The sequence below is a fragment of the Bacteroides sp. CAG:633 genome (assembly GCF_000435115.1).
Classification (GTDB): domain Bacteria; phylum Bacteroidota; class Bacteroidia; order Bacteroidales; family Bacteroidaceae; genus Bacteroides; species Bacteroides ndongoniae.
The window spans coordinates 1-23,090 of record NZ_FR883039.1 but is presented as its reverse complement, the minus strand read 5'-3'; the positions used below and the strand labels follow the sequence as shown (position 1 = coordinate 23,090).

General features: G+C 53.6%; 17 protein-coding genes. 15 read left to right on the top strand and 2 right to left on the bottom strand.

Annotated elements, in window-relative coordinates; all coding sequences use genetic code 11:
• Positions 1 to 149: 149 nt before the first annotated feature.
• Entirely contained in the window at positions 150 to 677 is a 528-nt protein-coding gene (locus tag QVP67_RS05515; RefSeq protein ID WP_277121107.1) for a hypothetical protein, read from the top strand.
• Positions 678 to 775: 98 nt separating this feature from the next.
• Here the strand turns inward: QVP67_RS05515 and QVP67_RS05510 are convergent, their stop codons facing one another.
• Entirely contained in the window at positions 776 to 2,587 is a 1,812-nt protein-coding gene (locus tag QVP67_RS05510; protein ID WP_288179936.1) for a MutS family DNA mismatch repair protein, read from the bottom strand.
• Positions 2,588 to 2,880: 293 nt separating this feature from the next.
• Between QVP67_RS05510 and QVP67_RS05505 the strand changes: the two genes are divergently transcribed.
• The 13 genes from QVP67_RS05505 to QVP67_RS05445 all read left to right on the top strand — a co-directional run bounded on the left by QVP67_RS05505 (position 2,881) and on the right by QVP67_RS05445 (position 19,731).
• A complete protein-coding gene (locus tag QVP67_RS05505) occupies positions 2,881 to 3,831 on the top strand; it encodes a sialate O-acetylesterase (protein WP_022162564.1) in 951 nt (316 codons plus the stop codon).
• A 112-nt stretch (positions 3,832 to 3,943) separates the two neighbouring features.
• Positions 3,944 to 4,597: a DUF6563 family protein gene (locus QVP67_RS05500; protein WP_022162563.1), complete on the top strand. Its 654-nt coding sequence runs from the start codon at positions 3,944 to 3,946 to the stop codon at positions 4,595 to 4,597.
• Positions 4,594 to 5,046, top strand: coding sequence for a DUF6078 family protein (locus QVP67_RS05495; RefSeq protein WP_022162562.1), 453 nt, complete (start codon positions 4,594 to 4,596; stop codon positions 5,044 to 5,046). The genes QVP67_RS05500 and QVP67_RS05495 overlap by 4 nt, the downstream gene beginning before the upstream one ends.
• Positions 5,047 to 5,471: 425 nt before the next feature.
• On the top strand, positions 5,472 to 8,024 hold the full coding sequence (locus QVP67_RS05490; RefSeq protein ID WP_022162561.1) for a glycosyl hydrolase 115 family protein: 2,553 nt from the start codon (positions 5,472 to 5,474) through the stop codon (positions 8,022 to 8,024).
• 244 nt (positions 8,025 to 8,268) lie between these two features.
• Positions 8,269 to 10,284, top strand: coding sequence for a urocanate hydratase (locus tag QVP67_RS05485; protein ID WP_022162560.1), 2,016 nt, complete (start codon positions 8,269 to 8,271; stop codon positions 10,282 to 10,284).
• Between the two features lie 205 nt (positions 10,285 to 10,489).
• Positions 10,490 to 11,386 (top strand): glutamate formimidoyltransferase, encoded by an 897-nt coding sequence (gene ftcD, locus QVP67_RS05480; RefSeq protein ID WP_022162559.1) that lies wholly within the window; start codon positions 10,490 to 10,492, stop codon positions 11,384 to 11,386.
• A gap of 12 nt (positions 11,387 to 11,398) precedes the next feature.
• Complete coding sequence (gene hutI, locus QVP67_RS05475; protein ID WP_022162558.1) at positions 11,399 to 12,649, top strand: imidazolonepropionase; 1,251 nt, start codon at positions 11,399 to 11,401, stop codon at positions 12,647 to 12,649.
• 303 nt (positions 12,650 to 12,952) lie between these two features.
• On the top strand, positions 12,953 to 13,582 hold the full coding sequence (locus QVP67_RS05470; RefSeq protein ID WP_022162557.1) for a cyclodeaminase/cyclohydrolase family protein: 630 nt from the start codon (positions 12,953 to 12,955) through the stop codon (positions 13,580 to 13,582).
• Positions 13,579 to 15,075: a histidine ammonia-lyase gene (gene hutH / locus QVP67_RS05465; RefSeq protein WP_022162556.1), complete on the top strand. Its 1,497-nt coding sequence runs from the start codon at positions 13,579 to 13,581 to the stop codon at positions 15,073 to 15,075. Before QVP67_RS05470 ends, hutH begins: the two co-directional genes overlap by 4 nt.
• A gap of 138 nt (positions 15,076 to 15,213) precedes the next feature.
• A complete protein-coding gene (locus QVP67_RS05460) occupies positions 15,214 to 15,855 on the top strand; it encodes a TetR/AcrR family transcriptional regulator (RefSeq protein WP_288179935.1) in 642 nt (213 codons plus the stop codon).
• A 46-nt stretch (positions 15,856 to 15,901) separates the two neighbouring features.
• Positions 15,902 to 17,284, top strand: a complete 1,383-nt coding sequence (locus QVP67_RS05455; RefSeq protein WP_022162554.1) for an SGNH/GDSL hydrolase family protein — start codon at positions 15,902 to 15,904, stop codon at positions 17,282 to 17,284.
• A complete protein-coding gene (locus QVP67_RS05450; protein WP_288179934.1) occupies positions 17,232 to 18,200 on the top strand; it encodes an SGNH/GDSL hydrolase family protein in 969 nt (322 codons plus the stop codon). Before QVP67_RS05455 ends, QVP67_RS05450 begins: the two co-directional genes overlap by 53 nt.
• 31 nt (positions 18,201 to 18,231) lie before the next feature.
• A complete protein-coding gene (locus QVP67_RS05445) occupies positions 18,232 to 19,731 on the top strand; it encodes an MBOAT family O-acyltransferase (protein ID WP_022162552.1) in 1,500 nt (499 codons plus the stop codon).
• Between the two features lie 10 nt (positions 19,732 to 19,741).
• On the opposite strand, the gene QVP67_RS05440 is transcribed toward QVP67_RS05445, so the two are convergent.
• The gene (locus QVP67_RS05440) at positions 19,742 to 22,087 is read right to left on the bottom strand and encodes a glycoside hydrolase family 20 protein (protein WP_022162551.1); all 2,346 of its coding nucleotides are present in this window, start codon (positions 22,085 to 22,087) and stop codon (positions 19,742 to 19,744) included.
• Positions 22,088 to 22,291: 204 nt separating this feature from the next.
• Here QVP67_RS05440 and QVP67_RS05435 point away from each other — a divergent pair, with 204 nt between their 5' ends.
• On the top strand, positions 22,292 to 22,984 hold the full coding sequence (locus QVP67_RS05435) for an SGNH/GDSL hydrolase family protein (protein ID WP_288179933.1): 693 nt from the start codon (positions 22,292 to 22,294) through the stop codon (positions 22,982 to 22,984).
• Positions 22,985 to 23,090: the final 106 nt, after the last annotated feature.

Below are 23,090 nucleotides of genomic sequence, written 5' to 3'. Positions count from 1 at the left end.
ACGAAGAGTTCTTTGAAGGTTACGCAACGCACAGAAGAATAATGCAGTAGATAACTAACTAATTCGTAACCTATTACTATTATGAGCGATTACCCAATGCTCATTTCCAATAAATTACACTCTTTTCGTAACTTCTGATGACAAATATTATGGCGACTCAAACTTCTAACACAACTATTTTCACATTAACTCATCCTGACATTGTAAAGCGTACCAGTGTTGCTTCTTTGCTCTATTCGGGGGTAATGGTACTCTTGGGAATCTTTTTGTTTGTTGCTGTTTTTGGCATGACTGACAATACTTCTACGGCTAGTATGGCCCTTATGGTATGTGGTACGGTGCTGATATTGGGAGGAATTTTCCGTATCTTCTGGAAGTCGAAACAGTTGATTTATCTGCCTACCGGCAGTGTGGCTACCGAACGTAGCCTGTTTTTCGATCTGAAATATCTGAATCGTCTGACAGATATGCTCGACAACTTATCGGCCGAGGTGGCAGGCGTGAAGAGCGGTGCCAGCGGTAATGTGCGTATGGACGTGATGATTACCAAAGACAGTAAGTTTGTGGCTGTTCAGCTGTTCCAGTTTGTTCCGTATACGTATACTCCTGTAACCAAAGTGAAGTATTTCACCGGAACGGAGGCAGCTGCACTTTCAACTTTTATATCTAAAATGTAAATAAGATACCTGCGACAGGTTTAGACTTGACTTTAAGCTTTGTAGGGGATTGGCTGTTATCCGGCCGATCCCTTTTTTTATATTCCTGTCGCTTGTGCCTATTCCGTCATGGCTATTCCCATCTTCTTCATCAGGAAGCAGGCATTCATGTTCTGTGCTACGCCGGGACGGAGCCGGTACGAGAAGGACAGTTCATTGTCCTTGATGTCGGCTTCGAAGCAGAAGTTGCGGATGTCGTCGGGGTAGGCATCGGCCAGCGTACCCAGCAGCAGGTCGTGTGTGGCGATGATGCCGTTGGCTTGTAACGTCATGAACTGGCGGATGAGGGCGAGCGAACCTTTCTGCTTGTCCATCGAGTTGGTACCTTTCAGTATTTCGTCGAGGATGATGAAGAGCTCTTCGCCTGCCTGCAGTTTGTCGATGATGAGTTTCAGACGTTTCAGTTCGGCGAAGAAATAGGATTCGTTGTCGTTGAGCGAGTCGCTGGTGCGCAGGCTGGTGACGAGGCGGGCAGGGTAGAGTTGCAGTTCGCGGGCAAAGACCGGAGCACCGATGCAGGCCAGCAGGTAGTTAATTCCGATGGTGCGCAGGTAAGTACTCTTACCCGCCATGTTGGCTCCGGTGATGATGATGAAGAAAGGTCGCTTGGCGATGTCGATGTCGTTGCGCACGCAGCGGTCGCGGTGCATCAGCGGATGACCCAGTGCGGTGCCGCGGAAGCAGAAAGGCTTGTCGGTGAAGGCGGGGTAGACGTAGCCCGGGTGGTTGTAGGCGAAGGTACCCAGCGAGCAGAGGGCATCCATCTCTCCGATAGCGTTGAGCCAGCGGGGCAGTTCGGCGGCATGCTGTTCTTTCCAGGCTTCGATGCGCATGATTTGTCGCAGTTCCCAGAAGAAGCAACCATTGAGCACGGCGTACATGAACATGTTGTTTCGCTGGTCCAGCTCGTTCATCAGTTTGCTGAGCTGTCGGATGGACTGTGAGGCTTTCCGCTGTTCGCCACCAATTTCCTCTTTGATACTCTTCAGCAACGGGGCTTGTACGTCTTGCTTGTCCATCAGCTTCAGCAGGTTGGCATAGGTGCCGAGTATCTGGAGCTTCTTGCCGTAGACTGACTGTATCTTGGTGACTTTTCCCGTAAAGGCGAAACTACCTACGACGAATGCCATCCAGACGACTCCCCACACGGTGCCCGACAGCAGTCCGAAGACTACGGCCAGCAGGCACAAGGCATTGACACCCGTTACCAGTGCGGGCAGCAGGCGCAGCACTCGTCTTTTCCGGAAGATGCTGGGGCTTTCGGCCCAGGCACGCAGTTCGTTTTCGTCGGCTTTCTTTCCTTTGTAGAGCAGACCCAGTATGCGGAAGCGTTGTCTGAACACGGGTTCGGCAGCCAGTTCGCGTACGGCCTCCTGACGACGGACAATTTCTTCGCGGTTCTCCAGATGCTTGTTCAGCCAGGAGGCGAGCCGGACTTTGCCGGGTTGCGTGCAGGTGCGGTTGATGTACTGAAACAGCGAACGCTGCCCGAAGACATCGAGGTCGAACGTATACAGGTGGGTGGGATCAGTGTATTCATTGCCGCCGTCGAAGGCCGAGGTGTCATAGTCCAGCGCGGCCAGTTCCTGCTGGTTCACTTCCACTTTCTTTTCCAGGTAGTCTTTGCGGGCAAACAGGCGATTGTGTCGCTTGATCAGGAGCAGGAAAGGGAGCATGGTGACAACTGCAATGGCGCAAAGCACGCTCCAGCTCTCGTCCCAAAAGTAAATCAGTCCGGCCACGCAGGCCACGAACAGTACGACGCGTAGCGTCCCGATGCGGTAAATGCGTTGTTGCACACGGTTGAGTTCCTGTTGCGCCTCTTCTACCTGACTGCGGTAGCGGGCAGCTATCTGTTGAATGTTGTCCATGGGTTTGCTATGTTTTTTTGTGAGGGCAAAGATATGGAAAGGTGAGGGGGCTACAAAGCAAAAGGTTGTTTTTAAGCGGCCATCCCCCCGACTTACAAGCTGTTCCCCCAAAAGGAATGGAGCTTTTTAATATATTTTAAGCCGGATGTTACCTCATCGAAAGTATTTGTAACATGTTTCTTTGTCTGCCTGAGGGCATGGGGCTATTTTTGTGCGTTTGCTTCAATGGGCCGTTGTCAGTTGGGGCAGAGGAGAGAGTAGAAGCATATACCTTAGAACGTAACATTAATAGTATGAAAAGACTTGCTTTTTATTTTTTGGCGGCAATGCTGGCGTGGGCCTTGCCTGGTTGTAGTAATGAACCCGAGTTGGACGGAAATACACCGCCGGTTGTTCCCGACGGACCCGGAGATTCTGAAGAGACCAATGAACCGGAGACTGGTGCCGATCCCAACTTCCACATTTATTTGTGTTTCGGACAATCGAATATGGAGGGGTACGCCCGTCCCGATTATACGGCTATCGAGCCGCAGGATCTGGAAGGAGTGGACGAGCGTTTCCGCATGATGGCTGTCGTTGCGGGCAACTGGAACCGCGTGCCGGGGCAGTGGTATACGGCTGTGCCGCCGTTGTGCCGTGCCGAAACTGGCTTGACGCCTGCCGATTATTTCGGCCGCACGCTGGTGGCAGACAATCCGGACATCAGGGTTGGAGTGATTGTGGTGGCTTTGGGCGGAGCAGGTATCGACGCTTTCGACAAGGACCATTATACCGACTACTATCAGAATGCTGATGCCTGGCAGCAGGGGCTGATGAATGCCTACGGTGGCTGGCCTTACGGCAAGTTGGTCGAGATGGCGCGGCTGGCACAGCAGGAAGGTGTCATTAAAGGCATCTTGCTGCATCAGGGCGAATCGAACAACATGCAGCAGGACTGGCCGGGCAAGGTGAAGAAGATATATGGTGACCTGTTGGCCGACTTAGGGCTGGAGGCTGCCGAGGTGCCCATACTGATTGGCGAGATGCTGCGTCAGGAGGAAGGCGGGCTTTGCTGGGGGATGAACAGCATCATAGCCACTGTGCCCGATGTGATACCTACTGCCCATGTGGTTTCTTCGGAAGGCTGTACGGGGGTAGGCAGTGCCGTAGAGCCTGCCGATGTGTTCCACTTCTCGCCCGAAGGATACCGGAAGTTGGGACGCAATTATGCCGAGACTTTGTTGAAACTGCAGCGGGGAGAGTGATTGCAGGAGTCTTCTGGGAATGGCTGATACAATCTTTTTGTCTCATTCTTGCAGGTTTTTCCAAAATAGACTACCTTTAACACGGAAAAATCGTTAAATAAAGACAGCCGATATGAAGAAAAGGGTCGTATTATGGACTTTGTTGCTGAGCATCTTGGGGGGCGTTTTGCCCTGCACGGCGCAGCAAATCATGTATGCCAACCTGAAAGAACTGCGTGAGGAGCAGGGCGACACGGTGACAACCCTGCAAGTGGAGCGGCGCTCGAAGAATCAGATATATCTGATGGGCGGTGCCGACTACCGCATTACGGCTCCCGAGAACTCGGGCATGAGCCGTTACCTGCGCAAGCGCTGCTATGCCGTGCGCGTGGACACGGCACTTTACGTCAATTGCCGCAAGATGCGCTACAAGCGCTACCGTTTCGGCCAGTGGTATGCGCCCGCCATGTGGGTGGGAGGGAAGATTTATTTCTCCGCACAACCCGTAGGACAGGCGGCCACCAGTACGCTGATGCCCGCCAATGCCGCCAAGTTGGGAGGCGAGGTAGGCGACGCCATTGCCGCTTCGGGACTTGTGCACGACCGTGTATATTACGAGCTCGACCCCGAGACGGGCCGTTCCGAATTTGTCGGCAAGGAGAAGATGCTGCAATTGCTGTCCGACTTTCCCGAACTGCGAGCCCGCTTCGAGGGCGAAACCAGCGAGTCGGCCGAAGTAATCGGTCGGTACCTGAAGATGATACAAACCAAAAAAGAATCCTTATGATACAGCTACAAGATGTGCCCCGTGCCTACGCCTATTGTTTTGCAGGCCGGGACAAATGCCCCAAGTGCGCCACTTGTCTGCGCGCCATAGCCGCCCGTCTGCTCGAACAGAGCGAAGACCCGCAACCCCAGACCCTGCATACGGTCAACGCCTGCTACGTCGATCGGCTGCCCGACCTTTCCGCCTGTCCCCTCTACCGTCCCGACACACCGGTACGCTTTGCCCGGGGAATGATGCACCTGTTCGACGAAGTCCCCGTGAAGCAGGCCACCGAAGTGCGTGCCCGCGTAGTGGGTTGTTTCTCGTGCGAACGCTATTTCTACCTCAGCCGCAGTGGCAAGCGGCTCATCACTCCCGAAGAACAACGCCGGATAGCAGTTGTCTTCCGCGACATGGGACTGGCCGCGGCACCCCGTTTCGACGGCTACGAGCAAGCCTTAGTCTGGTAATTCCCCTTGACCATACGGCGCGTTGTATCCTGCCCGGCAGGACACAACGCCGCTGCATGCAGGTTGCAGTCCGACTGCAAGCCTGTGTGCAGTGTTACTGCAAGCTTGTTTGCAGCGTTACTGCAAAGCTGTTTGCAGCGGCTCTGCAACCTGTTTGCAGTAGTTCTGCAACCTGCTTGCAGCAACTCTGCAGCCTGTGTGCAGCAGCTGTGCAGCCGGGGCGCAGCGGTGTTGTTGCCTGTTCTCTTTCCCGTCCGCGCCGGCAGTTGTGCCGGTTGTCACACGGAGTTGTTCTGCTATAGAGAGCCTTTCTGTAGCCCAATAACAGCTGTGATGTAACGTATATATAAGTATATGTAACGTATCCGTAAGGTCTGTTTGCCCGAAAGATGTTATTTTTGTAACCAGATTAACTAAAAAATGCCATGAAATACATTTCTACCTTATTCCTTATCTTATGGATGTCGGTATGGTCCGTGCAGGCCGCCGACCGGTTTGTCACCTTTGCTCCGTCCGAAGACGGCCTTACCCTTTACGCCGCCGGCAGTGCGACGCCCGTCATCTGGTGCAGCGACGACGACCACAAGGGCGTACTGATGGCCGTGGAAAACCTGCAGACCGACTTCGAAAAAGTCGTTGGGGTGAAGCCCGATAAAGTTACCGCCGCTGCTGCCGGCGTGAAGATCATCATCGGCTCGGCCGACCAAAGTCCCCTCATCAAGCAACTGATAAAAGCCAAGAAGTTAGACAAGAAGCAGCTGGAAGGCGTCCGCGAGAAATACATCATCACCACCCTCCACTCACCCCTTGAGGGCATCGAAGGCGACGTGCTGCTCATTGCCGGCAGCGACAAGCGCGGCACTATCTACGGCATTTATGAATTGTCCCGCCAGATGGGTGTATCGCCCTGGTACTGGTGGGCCGACGTGCCCGTACCGACCCGCGAGGCTGTCTGCGTCCGTCCCGGCGTCTATACCGACGGTGAGCCTGCGGTGAACTATCGCGGCATCTTCCTGAACGACGAGGCACCCTGCCTGACCGGATGGGTGAAGCACGCCTTCGGCACCAATTACGGCGGACACGAATTCTACGGAAAGGTGTTCGAACTCATTCTCCGTCTGCGCGGCAACTTCCTGTGGCCTGCCATGTGGAGCTGGGCTTTCTATGCCGACGACCCCGAGAACGGACGTCTGGCCGACGAGATGGGCGTCATCATCGGCACCTCGCACCACGAACCGATGGCACGCAACCATCAGGAGTGGGCACGCAAGCGCAAGGAGTACGGTGCCTGGAACTATTCGACCAATAAAGAAGTCATCGACCAGTTCTTCCGCGAGGGCATCGAACGCATGAAAGGCACCGAAGACGTGGTGACCATCGGTATGCGTGGCGACGGCGACGAAGCCATGAGCGAGGACACCAACGTGAAACTGCTCGAAGACATTGTCGACAACCAACGCCGCATCATCAAGGAAGTCACCGGCCGACCCGCCAAGGAGACACCGCAGGTATGGGCGCTCTACAAGGAAGTGCTCGACTATTACGACAAGGGTATGCGCGTGCCCGACGACGTCATCATGCTGCTTTGCGACGACAACTGGGGCAACGTACGCCGTCTGCCTAATGCCGAAGAACGCAAGCATCCCGGCGGCTTTGGCATGTACTACCACGTAGACTACGTAGGCGCTCCCCGTAATACGAAATGGCTGAACGTGACCCCCATCCAAGGCATGTGGGAACAGCTCCACCTGACTTATGAGTACGGTGTGGATAAGCTTTGGGTACTCAACGTGGGCGACCTCAAACCGATGGAATATCCCATCACCCTCTTCCTTGATATGGCCTGGAATCCGCTGGCCTATACCGCCGAGAACTTCATGCAGCATCCCCGCCGTTTCTGTGCCCAGGCCTTAGGCGAGGAGCAGGCCGACGAAGCTGCCCGCATCCTCAACCTCTACAGCAAGTACAACGGTCGCGTGACCCCCGAGATGCTCGACGCCCGTACCTACAACCTCGCTACGGGCGAATGGAAGCAGGTGGCCGACGATTATGCCCGCCTTGAGGCCGAAGCCCTGCGCCAGTATCTCACGCTGGCTCCTGCCTATCGCGACGCTTACAAGCAACTGATACTTTTCCCCGTGCAGGCCATGTCCAACCTCTACGAAATGTACTACGCCCAGGCCATGAACCACAAGCTCTATGCCGAAGGCAATCCCGAGGCGAATGCCTGGGGCGACAAGGTGGAGCAGACCTTTGCACGCGACAAGGCTCTGACCGACGACTACAACAACGTGATGTCTGGCGGCAAGTGGAAGAACATGATGATACAGAAACACATCGGCTACCGCTCGTGGAACGACAACTTCCCTGCCGACCGTCTGCCCAAAGTATTCCGCATCGCCGAGCCCGAGAAGGCCGTGGGTGGCTACGTCTTTACGGGTGCCGACGGTTATGTAGCCATGGAGGCTCCCCACTTCTTCGAGTGCCGGGCCGCCGAAGGCACGTCGTGGAAAGTGATTCCCGACATGGGCCGCACGCTGGGCGGCGTCACGCTGATACCCTATACCGTGCCCGTGGCCGGTTCGTCCCTGTCTTATAAGATGAAGTTGCCCGAAGAGGCCCGCGACCTGAAGCAGGTAAAGGTCATTGTGGTCGTGAAGTCCACCCTGGCCTTCCAGGACGTTGAGGGCCACAAATACACCGTCGGCTTCCGCGGTGGCAACGAAGAAACCGTCAACTTCAACCACAACCTGAACGAACTGCCCGAGAACGTTTACTCCGTCTTCTACCCCACCGTGGCCCGCCGCGTGATTGAGAAGGAAGTGACGCTCACCCTTCCCGCCTCGTCCGACGGCACCTATACGCTCGACTTCAAGCCACTTCACCCCGCCGTGGTGTTGGAGAAGATTGTCGTCGATCTGGGTGGTTACCGCAAGTCCTATTTGTACATGGACGAGTCGGAGTGTACGCGGAAGTAATTGTACCGATAATGTGTTCAGGCACGGATAGCACGAACAAGTGCGGAGTGTAGCTCTCCGTTCTGTCGTGTATCCGTGCCTGAATCATACTTGCAGGTTGGTTTTTATCTGCTTTTGACTTCTCTCCTTTCCTTTTGGTAAATATTCACCATCTTTCATTGGGTATTTCCGGATTAATTGCTATATTGCAACACGAATCAGTTGTAATGGACTGACACTTTGTAAATCCTTAACCTATCATATCATGGAAATAACCCTGAGCAAGACATTGCCTCCCTATCCCAGTTTTGTGGAGGGCATCCGGCGGGCGCCGGACCGTGGCTATACACTTACTCCCGCGCAGACGGCCACGGCATTGAAGAATGCGCTGCGCTATATCCCTAAAGAACTGCATGAGACCCTGGCTCCCGAGTTTTTGGAAGAGCTCCGTACCCGCGGACGCATCTATGGCTATCGCTATCGCCCCCAAGGTGACCTGAAGGCCAAGCCGATTGACGAATACAAGGGGAACTGCATCGAAGGGAAAGCCTTTCAGGTGATGATCGACAACAACCTTTGCTTTGACATCGCCCTCTATCCTTACGAACTGGTTACCTACGGTGAGACGGGCCAGGTGTGTCAGAACTGGATGCAGTACCGGCTCATCAAGCAATATCTGGAGGTGCTGACGCAGGATCAGACGCTCGTCATCGAGAGCGGACATCCGCTGGGGCTGTTCAAATCGAAACCCGAAGCGCCCCGCGTCATTATTACCAACGCCCTGATGGTAGGGCTGTACGACAACCAGCAAGACTGGCATACCGCCATGCAGATGGGTGTGGCCAACTACGGTCAGATGACGGCCGGCGGCTGGATGTACATCGGTCCGCAGGGCATCGTACACGGCACGTTCAACACCCTGCTCAATGCCGGACGCCTGAAACTGGGCATCCCGCAGGACGGCAATCTGGCAGGCCGCCTCTTCGTCTCTTCGGGACTGGGCGGTATGAGTGGCGCACAGCCTAAGGCCGCCGAAATGGCCGGAGCAGCAGCCATTATAGCCGAGGTGGACGCTTCGCGCATTGAGACGCGCCACCGACAGGGTTGGGTAGGGCACGTCACTTCCTCTCTCCCCGAAGCATTTGCCTTGGCCGATGAGGCCATGCAGCAGAAACAAGCCGTTTCCATCGCCTACCACGGCAATGTTGTGGACTTGCTGGAGTATGCTGCCGACCACAATATCCGCATCGACCTCCTGTCCGACCAAACCTCTTGCCATGCCGCTTACGACGGCGGCTACTGCCCCGCAGGCATCACCTTTGCCGAACGCACCGAGTTGCTTCATAAAGATCCGGCCGCATTCCGCCGCCTGGTAGACGCTTCGCTGAAGCGACACTTCGAGGTTGTCCGAACGTTGGTGGACCGCGGCACGTATTTCTTCGACTACGGCAACTCCTTCATGAAGGCTGTTTTCGACGCAGGCGTCACCGAGATAGCCCGCGGCGGAGACGACAAGAACGGCTTCATCTTCCCCAGTTACGTGGAGGATATCATGGGCCCCGAACTGTTCGATTACGGTTACGGTCCCTTCCGCTGGGTATGTCTGAGCGGCAAGCACGAGGACCTGATCAAGACCGACCACGCCGCCATGGAGTGTATCGACCCCACCCGCCGCGGACAGGACAGGGACAACTATAACTGGATTCGCGATGCCGAGAAGAACAACCTCGTAGTGGGCACCCAGGCCCGCATCCTCTACCAGGATGCAGAGGGACGCATGAAGATAGCACTGCGGTTCAACGAGATGGTGCGCCGTGGCGAGGTAGGTCCCATCATGCTGGGGCGCGACCACCACGACGTCAGTGGCACCGACTCGCCCTTCCGTGAGACAGCCAACATCAAGGATGGCAGTAACGTCATGGCCGACATGGCCGTACAGTGCTTTGCCGGCAACTGTGCCCGCGGCATGAGCCTCGTAGCCCTGCACAACGGTGGTGGCGTAGGCATCGGCAAAGCCATCAACGGTGGTTTCGGCATGGTGTGCGACGGCAGTGAGCGGGTAGACCAGATTCTGCGCTCGGCCATGCTGTGGGACGTGATGGGCGGTGTAGCCCGCCGTTCGTGGGCCCGCAATCCGCACGCCATGGAGACCAGCGAGACCTTCAACCGCACCCATGAAGACGGCTATCACATCACGATGCCCTATCTGGCGGATGAGGAGCTGATAGAGAGGCTTGTCGGCCTCACCCCTGACCCCTCTCCCAAGGAGAGGGGGAAGTAAGTGCTTCTTTATTTTGATAGAAATATGAATCACTTTTCCCTTTCCCTCTCTTTCCTTTTCCCCCTCTCTCAAGGAGAGGGGAGAATAAACGCTTTTTTACTTTGATAGAAATATGAATCACTTTTCCTTTTCCCTCTCTTTCCTTTCCCCCCTCTCCTTGAGAGAGGGGCGGGGATGAGGACAGAAAGGCTTATATCTAATGTATATGAACAGAATTATGGAATGCGTCCCCAACTTCAGCGAAGGACGCGACTTGCAGAAGATTGACCAGATTGTAGCTCCGTTCCGTGCACGTGCCGGTGTGAAACTGCTTGACTATAGCAACGACGAAGACCACAACCGCCTGGTAGTGACCGTAGTGGGCGAACCCGAACCCTTGCGCGAGGCAGTCATCGAAGCCATCGGCGTGGCAGTAGAACTGATCGACCTGAACCACCACCAGGGACAACACCCGCGTATGGGTGCCGTCGATGTGGTGCCTTTTATTCCTATCAAGGGCGTGACGATGGAAGAGGCCATTGCCCTGTCGCGCGAAGTTGGCGAGGAAGTGGCCCGTCGCTACCAGCTGCCCGTCTTCCTGTACGAGAAGTCGGCCACGGCTCCCCATCGCGAGAACCTGGCGGCCATCCGTAAAGGCGAGTTCGAAGGCATGGCCGAGAAGATACACCAGCCCGAATGGCATCCCGACTACGGTCCGGCCGAGCGTCACCCCACCGCTGGTACTGTGGCCATCGGAGCACGTATGCCGCTGGTGGCCTACAACATCAACCTTTCCACACCCAGCCTGGAGATTGCCCACGACATTGCCAAGAAGATACGTTTCATCGGCGGCGGCCTGCGCTACTGCAAGGCGATGGGCGTAGAGCTGAAGGACCGCGGCATCACGCAGGTGTCCATCAACATGACCGACTATACCCGCACTGCCCTCTACCGCGCCTTCGAGTTGGTACGTATCGAAGCACGTCGTTACGGCGTGAGCATCGTGGGTAGCGAGATCATCGGACTGGTGCCGATGGAAGCCCTGATTGATACCGCCTCCTATTATCTGGGACTGGAGAATTTCTCGATGCAGCAGGTGCTGGAAGCACGCATTATGGAGTAAAGACAAAGAGTTATGAGCGAAAACCTGATTATATTCGATGCCCGTGTAGTGACCCCGACGGGATTTGCCGCCCGTAAGGGAGCAGAGATGGGCGAGTTGCTGGTGATGGACCACGCCACCATCGAGGTGACCGACGGCGTCATCACCTATGTGGGTCCCAACCGCGGAGAGAACCGCGACGGGTACTATCAGCACTACTGGCACTACAACGCCCGCGGCCGCTGCGTGCTGCCCGGCTTTGTCGATTCGCATACGCACTTCGTCTTCGGAGGCGAGCGGGCCGATGAGTTCTCGTGGCGGCTGAAAGGCGAAAGCTACATGAGCATCATGGAGCGGGGCGGCGGCATTGTCAGCACGGTGAAGGCCACCCGAGCCTCCAACTTCATACGCCTGCGCGCCAAGGCCGAAGGTTTCCTGAAGCAGATGAACGCCATGGGCGTGACAACCGTGGAGGGTAAGAGCGGCTATGGACTGGACAAAGAGACAGAACTGATGCAGCTTCGCATCATGCGCAGCCTGAATGGTGACGAACACCGTCGGGTGGACATCGTGCCCACCTTCCTGGGTGCCCACGCCGTGCCGCAGGAGTATGCCGGACGCACCGACGACTACGTCGACTTCCTCATCCGCGAGGTGATGCCTTGTGTGGCCGAGGCTGGCTTGGCCGAGTTCTGCGACGTCTTCTGTGAACAGGGAGTCTTCTCCATCGAACAGTCGCGCCGACTGCTGCTCGCCGCCCGCGGAATGGGCTTCGACCTGAAGCTGCATGCCGACGAGATAGTGCCCTTGGGCGGTGCCGGACTGGCGGCGGAACTGTCTGCCACCTCGGCCGACCACCTGCTGCATGCTTCCGATGCCGACATCCGTGCCATGGCCGAGAAAGGAGTCGTAGCTACGCTGCTTCCCCTGACTGCTTTTGCACTGAAGGAGCCCTACGCTCGCGGCCGTGCCATGATAGATGCCGGCTGTGCCGTAGCCCTGGCCACCGACCTGAACCCCGGCAGTTGCTTCTCGGGTTCCATCCCGCTGACGTTTGCCTTGGCCTGCATCTATATGCAGATGAGCATCGAGGAGGCCATCACAGCCCTCACCCTGAACGGTGCCGCTGCGCTGAACCGTGCCGGTTCGATAGGCAGCATCGAAGTGGGTAAGAAAGGCGACCTGGTGGTGCTGAACACCGACAATTACCATTTCCTACCTTATTATATAGGTATGAACTGCGTGATTGCGACCATCAAGGAAGGAGTGATTTATCCCTCCTGAACCGTTGTTTGAAGAGAGGAGCCCGGCCGTGAGCGAAGGAGCAGACAGGTCGCTTTTCCTGACAGCATCGTGGACTGCACACCTCACTATACGACCGAGAGGGCCTAAGTATACGACTGAGGGTACCTAAGTATAGGACTGAGCCCCCCTCTGTATACGACCGAGAGGGCCTAAACATAACACTCTTATAATCAGTTGCTTGTAAAAAGATAGTCTGGAGGTTATGAAAGTTTACATTTGTAACACTTTTCATCTCCTCGGACACCGGAAAAAACAGAAGTAAAACCTTAAAATCAGAATATCATGTTAGTCGATTTAACCGTAAAAGAATTTTTGAATAAAGTAGCCGGCAACGACCCCGTGCCCGGCGGCGGCAGTGTGGCTGCCTTGTGTGGTGCCATCGCCTCGTCCCTGGCCGCTATGGTGGCCAACCTGACCATCGGCAAGAAGAACTACGAAGCCTGCCAGGAGCAGATGGGGCACATCGCCGCGTTGGCAGCGGAACGGAAGGACATTTTCGTGGCCGACATCGACCGCGACTCCGAAGCCTACGACCGCGTGTTTGCCTGCTTCAAGATGCCCAAGGCCACCGATGAAGAGAAGAGCGCCCGCAGTGCCGCCATTCAGGAGGCCACGAAGCACGCCGCTCTGGTGCCGATGCAGGTGGCGCGCAACGCTTACGAACTGATGAGTGTCATCGTGGAAGTGGCCCATCACGGCAACCGTAACGCCGTGACCGATGCCTGCGTGGCCATGATGACTGCCCGCAGTGCCGTGCTGGGTGCGCTGATGAACGTGCGCATCAACTTAGGTTCGCTGAAAGACAAGGAGTTTGCCTTGAGTCTGCAGGATGAGGCCGATGAACTGGAACGTCAGGCCCTGCTGAAAGAGAAAGCATTGTTGGACGAAATAAACCGGGAGTTGCGAGTATGAACAACGTGTATTATGTAGGGTCGGGCGACCTTACCTTCGAACTGATCGAGCGAATCATCAACGAAAATCTGAAGCTGGAACTGGCTCCGGAGGCCAAACTGCGCATCCAGCGCTGCCGCGACTATCTGGACCGGAAGATTGCCGAATCCGACGTGCCCCTGTACGGCATTACCACCGGTTTCGGTTCGCTGTGCAACAAGAACATCTCGCCCGACGAACTGGGCACCTTGCAGGAGAACCTCATCAAGAGTCATGCCTGCAGCGTGGGTGAGGAGATAAGGCCCGTTATCATCAAGCTGATGATGCTGCTCAAGGCACACGCCCTGTCGCTGGGGCACAGTGGTGTGCAGGTCATCACCGTGCAACGCATCCTCGACTTCTTCAACAACGACGTCATGCCCATCGTCTACGACCGCGGATCCTTGGGCGCTTCGGGCGACCTGGCCCCACTGGCCAACCTCTTCCTGCCCCTTATCGGCGTGGGCGACGTCTATTATAAAGGTAAGAAGCGCGAAGCCATCAGTGTGCTCGACGAATTCGGCTGGGAGCCTGTCCACCTGATGAGCAAGGAAGGACTGGCACTGCTCAACGGCACCCAGTTCATGAGTGCCAACGGTGTGTTCGCCATCCTCAAAGCCCGTCGCCTGAGCAAGAAGGCCGACCTCATTGCCGCCCTGTCGCTCGAAGCCTTCGACGGGCGTATCGACCCCTTCATGGACTGCATCCAGCAGATACGTCCCCACCAGGGACAGATAGAGACAGGCGCAGCCTTCCGTACCCTGTTGGAGGGTAGCGAACTCATCGCCCGTCCCAAACAGCATGTGCAAGACCCTTATTCGTTCCGTTGCATTCCGCAGGTGCACGGTGCCACCAAGGACGCCATCCGCTACGTGTCGTCGGTGTTGCTGACCGAAATCAATTCGGTGACGGACAACCCCACCATCTTCCCCGACGAGGACTGCATCATCTCCGGCGGTAACTTCCACGGTCAGCCGCTGGCCATCTCGTACGATTTCCTGGCTATCGCTTTGGCCGAGCTGGGTAACATCTCCGAGCGACGCATTGCTCAGCTCATCATGGGCCTGCGCGGGTTGCCCGAGTTCCTTGTGGCCAATCCGGGGTTGAACTCCGGCTTCATGATACCGCAGTATGCAGCCGCCTCGATGGTCAGCCAGAACAAGATGTACTGCTATGCTGCCAGCAGCGACTCCATTGTGTCGAGCAACGGGCAGGAGGACCACGTCAGCATGGGCGCCAATGCTGCCACCAAGCTCTACCGCATCATGGACAATCTGGAGCACATCCTCAGCATCGAGCTGATGAATGCCGCCCAAGGTATCGACTTCCGCCGTCCGCTCAAGACGTCGCCCCTGTTGGAACGCTTCCTTCACGAATACCGCAAGGAAGTGCCTTTTGTGAAAGACGACATCGTGATGTACAAGGAAATTCACAAGACCGTTGCTTTCCTGAACCGGACAAAGTTTGATTATTGAATTATATAATATTTATTAATCTTTCTACGATAGGAAGAAAACTCATTTTTTTTATTGAGTTTTCTTCCTATCTTTGTCTCGTTTTATATTCAACAGGAAATCCATAGTAACGAGTTTATACAGAGAGAGATTAGCGATATGGAAGAAAATGTGAAGAATTCTGCCTTGCGGACTGAACTGAGGGAACGTATCATTGATACAGCAGTCGAGGCATTCACAAAACATGGCATCAAGAGTATCACCATGGACGAGATTGCCGCCTCACTGGGCATCTCGAAACGTACCCTCTACGAGGTGTTCTCCGATAAGGAGACGCTGCTGGAGGCGTGTGTGCTGCGCAGACTGGAAAAAGAAGAACAGTATCTGAAGGAAATACTTGCCGTAGCCAGCAACGTACTGGAGGTGATATTGAAACTTTTCCAATACAGCATCGAGCAGTTTCATGCCACCAATAAGAAATTTTTTGAGGAAATAAAGAAATATCCGCGGGTGTCGGAAATGATGATGCGCCGTCACGACCGTAACTCGGCAGCGGCTATCCAGTTCTTCAAGGAAGGCGTTTCGCAGGGTATTTTCCGCGACGATGTCAATTTTGAGATCATGGGTCTGCTTGTGCGCGAACAGCTGGACCTGTTGATGAATACGGACATTTGTCAGAAGTATTCTTTCCTGTCTGTTTACGAATCGATTATGTTTACTTACCTGCGGGGCATCTCTACCGAAAGGGGCGCGCAGGAATTGGAAAACTTTATCCGTGAATATCGTAGAAACAAGCGATAACGTTTCCTGCATTTTTCGTACTTTTGCCCTCCTCTAAAAAGTAAGTATGAAAAAGAGTGTTTTGCGATATACGGGCATTTGGATTTTTCTTGTATTAGGCGGGTTGCTGCTGATGCACCTGCTGCCCGGGCTGACGATTGGTGGGCATAAGCTGAGGCGGGTCGATCTGCTGAGCGATGTGCGTCCGCCTGCTGCTCCGGTCGAAGAACCGGATACGCTGTTGCCGCCACCGCCCAAGGTGAAGCCAGCCTTTGTCGATACGTGCCGTACGGGCATGACCTGCATCGAAGACTATAGCGATTCTGCCATGCGTGGCATGACACCTTTCTACCGGGCACTGGACGAATTGTTGTCCCGTTCGCGCCGGATGGTGCGCATAGCCTATTTCGGCGATTCCTTTATCGAAGGCGATATCCTGACTGCCGATCTGCGCGAGATGCTTCAGCAGAAATACGGTGGCCGTGGAGTCGGTTTTGTGCCCATTACTTCCAACGTCAGTGGTTTCCGCCCTACCGTGCGTCATACCTTTGGCGGTTGGGAAAGCCATTCGGCTATGGACTCGGTGGCTTTCGACAAGAGCCGGCAGGGTGTTTCCGGTCATTACTTCATTCCCGGACCCGGTGCCTATGTCGAACTGAAGGGACAGAACAAGTATGCTTCTCTGCTGGATACCTGCTGGCGCGTCTCCATTCTATTCTATAACAAGGGCGACGTTACCATTACGGCACGTGTCAACCGCAACGAACCCGTTTCTGAGACATTCCAGCCTACCGGCACTCTGCAGGCAATGACCGTAGAAGGCCGTATCGGGTCTGTCCGCTGGACAGTGGAACGGGCCGACTCTACGCTGTTCTATGGAGCAACGATGGATGGTGACGCTGGCATAGCGGTAGACAATTTCTCGCTGCGTGGCACGTCGGGACTTTCTCTGCGCTCCATACCGATGCATACGCTGCGCGAATTCGGTCGCGAACGTCCTTACGACCTCATCGTTCTTCAGTACGGACTGAATGTGGCTACCGAGCTTGGCAAGAACTACGACAAATACATTGCCGGTATGCATACCGCACTGGAGCATCTGAAGGAAGCCTTTCCGCAGGCCGGCATCCTGATTGTGGGCGTAGGCGACCGCGACTACAAGACCGAAGAAGGCGAGTTGCGAACCATGCCGGGAGTGAAGAACCTGATGCGTTATCAGCAGAATCTGGCAGCCGATGCCGGTGTGGCATTCTGGAATCTGTTCGAGGCCATGGGCGGCGATTGCAGCATGGCACGGCTGGTGGAGGCGAAACCTGCGATGGCCAATTACGATTATACCCACATCAATTTCCGCGGCGGAAAACACCTGGCGCAACTGCTTTACGAAGCACTGGTTTATGGAAAGGAACAGTATGACAGGAGGCGTGCTTATGAAGAAATGGAACCTTGACAAGGTGTCGGCAGGATGGCGACATGTGCTGTGCTGCCTGGTGTGGATGCTGATGGCTGCGCAGGCCGTGCAGGCACAGGATGCGGTTCCGCTTTGCCCCATGCCGGACAGGGTGACGGCAGGTTCCGATACGTTGCCGGTCTGCTCCATGCGTACCGATACCATTGCTGTGCCGCGGCTGACGTATCCGGCTGCTTTCCGGCAGTTGGCCGACAACGTGCTGACCGACAGTCTGGGCATCCTCAAGCCGTTTTGGGAGCAGTTGAGGCTGCGCCACATTGGCGTCGTTACCGACACGTTGCGCATCGTCCATGTAGGCGACAGCCATATTCGTGGGCATATCTTCCCCCGCACGGTAGGCGAAGCGATGCAACGCGATTTTGGCACAATCAGTTATACCGACGTTGGCATTAACGGTGCATTCTGTATCACCTTTACCCGTCCCGACCGTGTAGACAAAATAGCCGACTTGCATCCTGATTTGTTGATACTGTCGTTCGGTACCAACGAGAGCCATAACCGCCGATACAACTCCATGACCCACTACAAACAGATGGACGACCTGGTGCGCATGCTGCGCGAACGTTTGCCGGAGGTACCTATGCTGATGACGACCCCTCCCGGCTCGTACGAAAGTTTCCGCCAAAGCCGGCGTCGTCGTACCTATAAGATCAATCCCCGTACGGATAGGACCGTGCAGACCATCCGCCGCTATGCCGACGACAACGGTCTGGCTGTCTGGGACCTGTATAATATAGCAGGAGGTGTCAGACGGGCCTGCCTGAACTGGCAGGAAGCCGGCCTGATGCGCCCCGACCATGTACACTATTTGCCCGAGGGCTATCGTTTGCAGGGCGAAATGCTGTATCAGGCTCTGCTGAAAGCATACAACGATTATTGCATGGGGATAAGATAAGATTTAACGAAACTCTAAATTCAGTTGTTCTATGGATGATTTGTTTACCTGGCTCCATATCGACCCGATGCGTTTGCGCGATGTCTTTTTGTACGATCCGCACTCGCCGATGATTTTCAGCAGTGGCATTTTTCTCTGGCTGTTTGCTGCCTTTATCGTAGTCTATCTGCTGTTGCAGCGCCGTACGACGGCCCGGCTGATGTTTGTCACGTTGTTCTCGTATTATTTCTATTATAAAAGCAGCGGTACTTATTTCTTTTTGCTGGCCGTTGTCACCGTGAGTGATTTCTTGCTTGCTCTGCTGATGGAGCATACGGTGACTCGCTGGAAACGCAAGCTGTGGGTGGTCGTCAGTCTCTGTGTCAACCTGGGCTTGCTGTGCTATTTCAAATATACGAATTTCCTGCTCGAATGCTGGGCGTCGCTGACGGGCGGTAGCTTCTCCATGCTGGACATTTTCCTGCCTGTGGGCATTTCGTTTTTCACCTTCCAGTCGTTGAGCTATACCATCGATGTGTATCGGCGCGAGATAAAGCCGCTCACCAATTTGCTCGATTATGCATTCTATGTATCCTTCTTCCCGCAACTGGTGGCGGGTCCCATTGTGCGTGCTCGCGACTTTATCCCGCAGATCCGCCGTCCGTTGTTTGTTTCCGACGAGATGTTCGGGCGTGGCATTTTTCTGATAATGAGCGGATTGTTTAAGAAGGCCGTGATATCCGATTATATCAGCGTGAACTTTGTAGAGCGCATTTTCGATAACCCTACGCTCTATTCGGGAGTAGAGAACCTGATGGGAGTATATGGCTATGCGTTGCAGATCTATTGCGACTTTTCGGGCTATAGCGATATGGCGATAGGAATAGCCTTGTTGCTTGGCTTCCATTTCAATATCAACTTTGATTCGCCCTATAAATCAGCGTCTGTCACTGAGTTCTGGCGCCGTTGGCACATCTCGCTGTCCAGCTGGCTGCGCGACTATCTGTACATCTCGCTTGGAGGCAACCGGAAGGGGAAAGTGCGCCAGTATGTCAACCTGATTATTACCATGTTTCTGGGTGGGCTGTGGCATGGTGCTTCCTGGAACTTTGTGTTGTGGGGTGTGCTTCACGGTGTGGCACTGGCAGTGCATAAGTTCTGGATGTCGCTGACGGGACGCAAGAAGGGCGAGCAGAGTCATGGCATCCGGCGTTTCTTCGGGGTGGTCGTAACTTTCCACTTCGTATGTTTCTGCTGGATCTTCTTCCGCAATGCCGACTTCGCTATGTCGGTCGATATGCTTCGGCAGATTTTTACCGTGTTCCGTCCGCAACTGTTGCCGCAATTGCTGGACGGTTACTGGGAAGTGTTTGCCCTGATGGGGCTGGGATATATGCTTCACTTCCTGCCCGACAGTTGGGAACGTGCCTGTACAAAAACAGTAATCCGCCTCCCCCTGTTGGGAAAGGCGGTACTGATGATTGCACTGATTTATCTGGTTATTCAGATGAAGAGTTCGGACATCCAGCCCTTCATTTATTTCCAGTTCTGATCTGTCGGTATCAGTTTATCTCTATTTCGTCGAGGAAGAGGAAGGCTGGTTTGCCAGCTCCATTGTGTCCTTCGGGCAATACGGCTGTTTTCAAGGTAAGTTGTACATAACGTGTCTGTACGGGGTCGAAGTCGATGCTATAGTCTTCGATACCTCTTGTTCCGGGAGCGGTTTTTACGGGAAATGCTTTGGTGGCTATTTCGCGATAGGACTGCCCGTCGTCGGAGATAGCTATGCGCATTTCTTTGCATCCCATAATCCAGTCGCCCAAAGATACGAATCCATGAGTAGCGACACTTTTGATTTCGTTTCCGCTTTTGCCCAGGTCGATCACTGCTGTTATGTCGCCACCGATGAAACCGAGCCAGTCGCCCGAAGCGAAGTTGTCACTTCCCCGTTGTCCGTCTACCAGCATGGGTGCTCCAGCATACGTGTACTTCGGCGATGGCTGTATACCAGTCAGTTGGATAGGGCAGAAAGTGGCTTTGTTGAAGAAGAAGTCGCGTTTCAGTACCCTGCTATTGCTGCCGTTCGGGCGGATGGCTATGGCTTGCAGTTGGGTTGTCTTGTCGATGGTGATGCCGGTATTGTCGTATTGCTGCGACTTCTCACTGGGTTGGCTGCCGTCGAGGGTGTAATAAATAGGTGCATTATCGACGGTACTTAAGGTGACTTGTGCAGTTCTTTCCGATGAGCTTCCGGCTTGAGGAGTCGATATTTCGGCTTGGATGTCGAATATATGTTTGGCATAGTTCAATCCGTCTCTTTGGTACAGATGAACAAGAGAAAGCAGACGTTTTACGAAGTCTTTATAATCTTTTTTCTCGGGTTGCGTCCATTGTACTTCGGCAAGGGCTGCCATGCGGGGAAGTACCATATATTCTACTTGTTCGGGTGACAGTATGTATTCGGTCCACAAGTTGGCTTGTGCTCCCAAAATGTGCTTCTTTTGTTCATCGTTAAGCCCCTCAGTAGGCTCTAGACTGTATACTTTTTCTACCGATACATAACCTCCGATGGCATCGTAAGGCTCATTGGCCTTATCTGTACTCTGGAAGTAGTCGAAGTAGCAATGGGTGTTCGGAGTCATGATGACGTCGTGTCCCATCTGGGCCGCCTTGATACCTCCTGCACTGCCTCTCCACGACATAACGGTGGCATTGGGGGCTACGTCGCCTTCCAGGATTTCGTCCCATCCGATGATCTGTCTTCCTTTCTCATTCAGGAATTTCTCGATGTGTGCCATGCAATAGCTTTGTAAACGGTCTTCGGCGCTGTGCTCTTTGTCGGCTTTCAAACCTTTGGCACGGATGAGGGCCTGACATTTAGGACACTTTGCCCAGCGGGTACGTGGTGCTTCATCACCACCGATGTGGATATATTTCGAGGGGAAAATATCGATGATTTCTGTCATTACATCTTCCAGGAAGGGTAAAGTCTTTTCGTTTCCGATGCAAAGCACGTCTTCGAATACGCCCCAGCGGGGACAGACTTCATACGGACCTCCGGTACAGCCTAACTCCGGATAGGATGCAAGGGCGGCCAGCATGTGTCCGGGCAGGTCTATTTCGGGGATAATGGTGATGTAGCGTTCTTGCGCGTAACGTACGATTTCGCGTGCTTCATCCTGAGTGTAGAAACCTTCGTAGGGCGTGTTGTCGTATTGGTCGGTATTGTGTCCGATGACGGTACGGTTTCGTGTAGAGCCAATTTCGGTCAGTTTCGGATATTTCTTGATTTCGATTCGCCAGCCCTGGTCTTCGGTGAGGTGCCAGTGCAGGGTATTCATGTTATGCAGAGCCAGCAGGTCGATATACTCTTTGATAAATTCAACGGGGAAGAAGTGTCTTCCTACATCCAGCATCATGCCACGATAAGCAAAACGGGGAGCATCGTTAATTTCGCCTGCGGGCAATAGGACGGTAGCTCCTTGGGCTACAGCCGGGATAGATTTGCGTAATGTCTGTATGCCGTAGAATACACCGTTTTCGGTCTGTCCTTCAATGCGGATACCTTCTGCCGAAGTACTTAACTTGTATCCTTCGGGATTGGTTATTTCGCTGTTGAGGCCTAAAGTGATACATCCTGTTGCACTTTCTCCTTCCTTTATGGCTTTAGTCTGGAGGGTATAACCGGTCGATTGAGCAATGTATTCAGCCAAAAATTCTGCATTGCGTTTCAGTAACGGGTTATTCTCCGGATAGGCTATTATTGTGCTACGTGTCAGCTTGAACGGAGAGTCTTGTGTAAGGTTAACCTCTTGCGGGAGGGGAACCACGGAGTAGGAGGCTTGTTGCTCATTCGAAGAACAAGCGGCAAAAGCAAGTGCTACAATTGGTAAAAGATACTTTTTCATATGGTTAATTATTTAAGGATTAGGTTGCAAAGTTATTAAAATCCACGGATTTTTATATTTGTTTTCTTAAAATCTTATAAGGCATAATGCTCTGCATTTGTTTTACTTTATATTTATTATTTTTGTATGCCGGAAACCTCAGTAATCAGGCTTAAACTGGGTAGTTTCCTTGATTAAGTGTTATATATTTTAGTTTGATTTAATATGAAAAGAAATTTTTGTTTGTTATCCGTTCTTTTGCTTTCTTTATGCTTGTATACCAATGCTTTTGCACAAAAGAAAGTTTCTATTTTAGGTGATTCTTATTCTACGTATGGAGGTTATGTTTCTCCGTCTGTTAATATCTGCTGGTACGATGCTGAAGTAGGAGGTAAGAATGCTCAAAACGATGTACGGCATGTGGAAGAGACCTGGTGGTATCGGCTGATAAAGGAAAACGGCTATCAGTTGGAGCGTAATAATTCATTTTCGGGAGCTACCGTCTGTTGTACCGGTTATGATAAGAACGACTATTCCGATCGGGCTTTTATCACCCGTATGTATAATCTGGGATGTCCCGATGTGATTTTTATATTTGGTGGGACGAATGATAGTTGGGCAGGTGCCCCGATTGGAGAATATCAATATTCCGATTGGAGCAAAGAAGATTTGTATCAGTTCCGTCCGGCTTTTTGTTTTTTGCTCGATTCGCTGATCAAGTTGTATCCGGAGGCAACCATTTATAACATTACCAATTCGGAATTGTCAGCTGAAGTAACATCTTCAATGGCCGAGATATGCCGTCATTACAATGTGCAGAACATCCTTTTGCATGATGTGGAAAAACAATCTGGTCATCCTTCTGTGGCCGGTATGAAGAGTATCTGTGAACAAGTGGCGAGTGTTGCATGCAAGTAGTAGCTTTGTCTTTTAAGATAAAGAAGACTTTTTTGATGAAGGGGCAATCTTTAATATGACTTTTTGCCCCTTCATCTTTCTTTTCTGAATTCCTATTCTTTCTTCC

Coding starts and splice junctions, on each gene's coding strand:
- QVP67_RS05515 (WP_277121107.1), top strand. CDS start 150: ATGGCGACTCAAACTTCTAACACAACTATTTTCACATTAACTCATCCT.
- QVP67_RS05510 (WP_288179936.1), bottom strand. CDS start 2,587: ATGGACAACATTCAACAGATAGCTGCCCGCTACCGCAGTCAGGTAGAA.
- QVP67_RS05505 (WP_022162564.1), top strand. CDS start 2,881: ATGAAAAGACTTGCTTTTTATTTTTTGGCGGCAATGCTGGCGTGGGCC.
- QVP67_RS05500 (WP_022162563.1), top strand. CDS start 3,944: ATGAAGAAAAGGGTCGTATTATGGACTTTGTTGCTGAGCATCTTGGGG.
- QVP67_RS05495 (WP_022162562.1), top strand. CDS start 4,594: ATGATACAGCTACAAGATGTGCCCCGTGCCTACGCCTATTGTTTTGCA.
- QVP67_RS05490 (WP_022162561.1), top strand. CDS start 5,472: ATGAAATACATTTCTACCTTATTCCTTATCTTATGGATGTCGGTATGG.
- QVP67_RS05485 (WP_022162560.1), top strand. CDS start 8,269: ATGGAAATAACCCTGAGCAAGACATTGCCTCCCTATCCCAGTTTTGTG.
- ftcD (WP_022162559.1), top strand. CDS start 10,490: ATGAACAGAATTATGGAATGCGTCCCCAACTTCAGCGAAGGACGCGAC.
- hutI (WP_022162558.1), top strand. CDS start 11,399: ATGAGCGAAAACCTGATTATATTCGATGCCCGTGTAGTGACCCCGACG.
- QVP67_RS05470 (WP_022162557.1), top strand. CDS start 12,953: ATGTTAGTCGATTTAACCGTAAAAGAATTTTTGAATAAAGTAGCCGGC.
- hutH (WP_022162556.1), top strand. CDS start 13,579: ATGAACAACGTGTATTATGTAGGGTCGGGCGACCTTACCTTCGAACTG.
- QVP67_RS05460 (WP_288179935.1), top strand. CDS start 15,214: ATGGAAGAAAATGTGAAGAATTCTGCCTTGCGGACTGAACTGAGGGAA.
- QVP67_RS05455 (WP_022162554.1), top strand. CDS start 15,902: ATGAAAAAGAGTGTTTTGCGATATACGGGCATTTGGATTTTTCTTGTA.
- QVP67_RS05450 (WP_288179934.1), top strand. CDS start 17,232: ATGGAAAGGAACAGTATGACAGGAGGCGTGCTTATGAAGAAATGGAAC.
- QVP67_RS05445 (WP_022162552.1), top strand. CDS start 18,232: ATGGATGATTTGTTTACCTGGCTCCATATCGACCCGATGCGTTTGCGC.
- QVP67_RS05440 (WP_022162551.1), bottom strand. CDS start 22,087: ATGAAAAAGTATCTTTTACCAATTGTAGCACTTGCTTTTGCCGCTTGT.
- QVP67_RS05435 (WP_288179933.1), top strand. CDS start 22,292: ATGAAAAGAAATTTTTGTTTGTTATCCGTTCTTTTGCTTTCTTTATGC.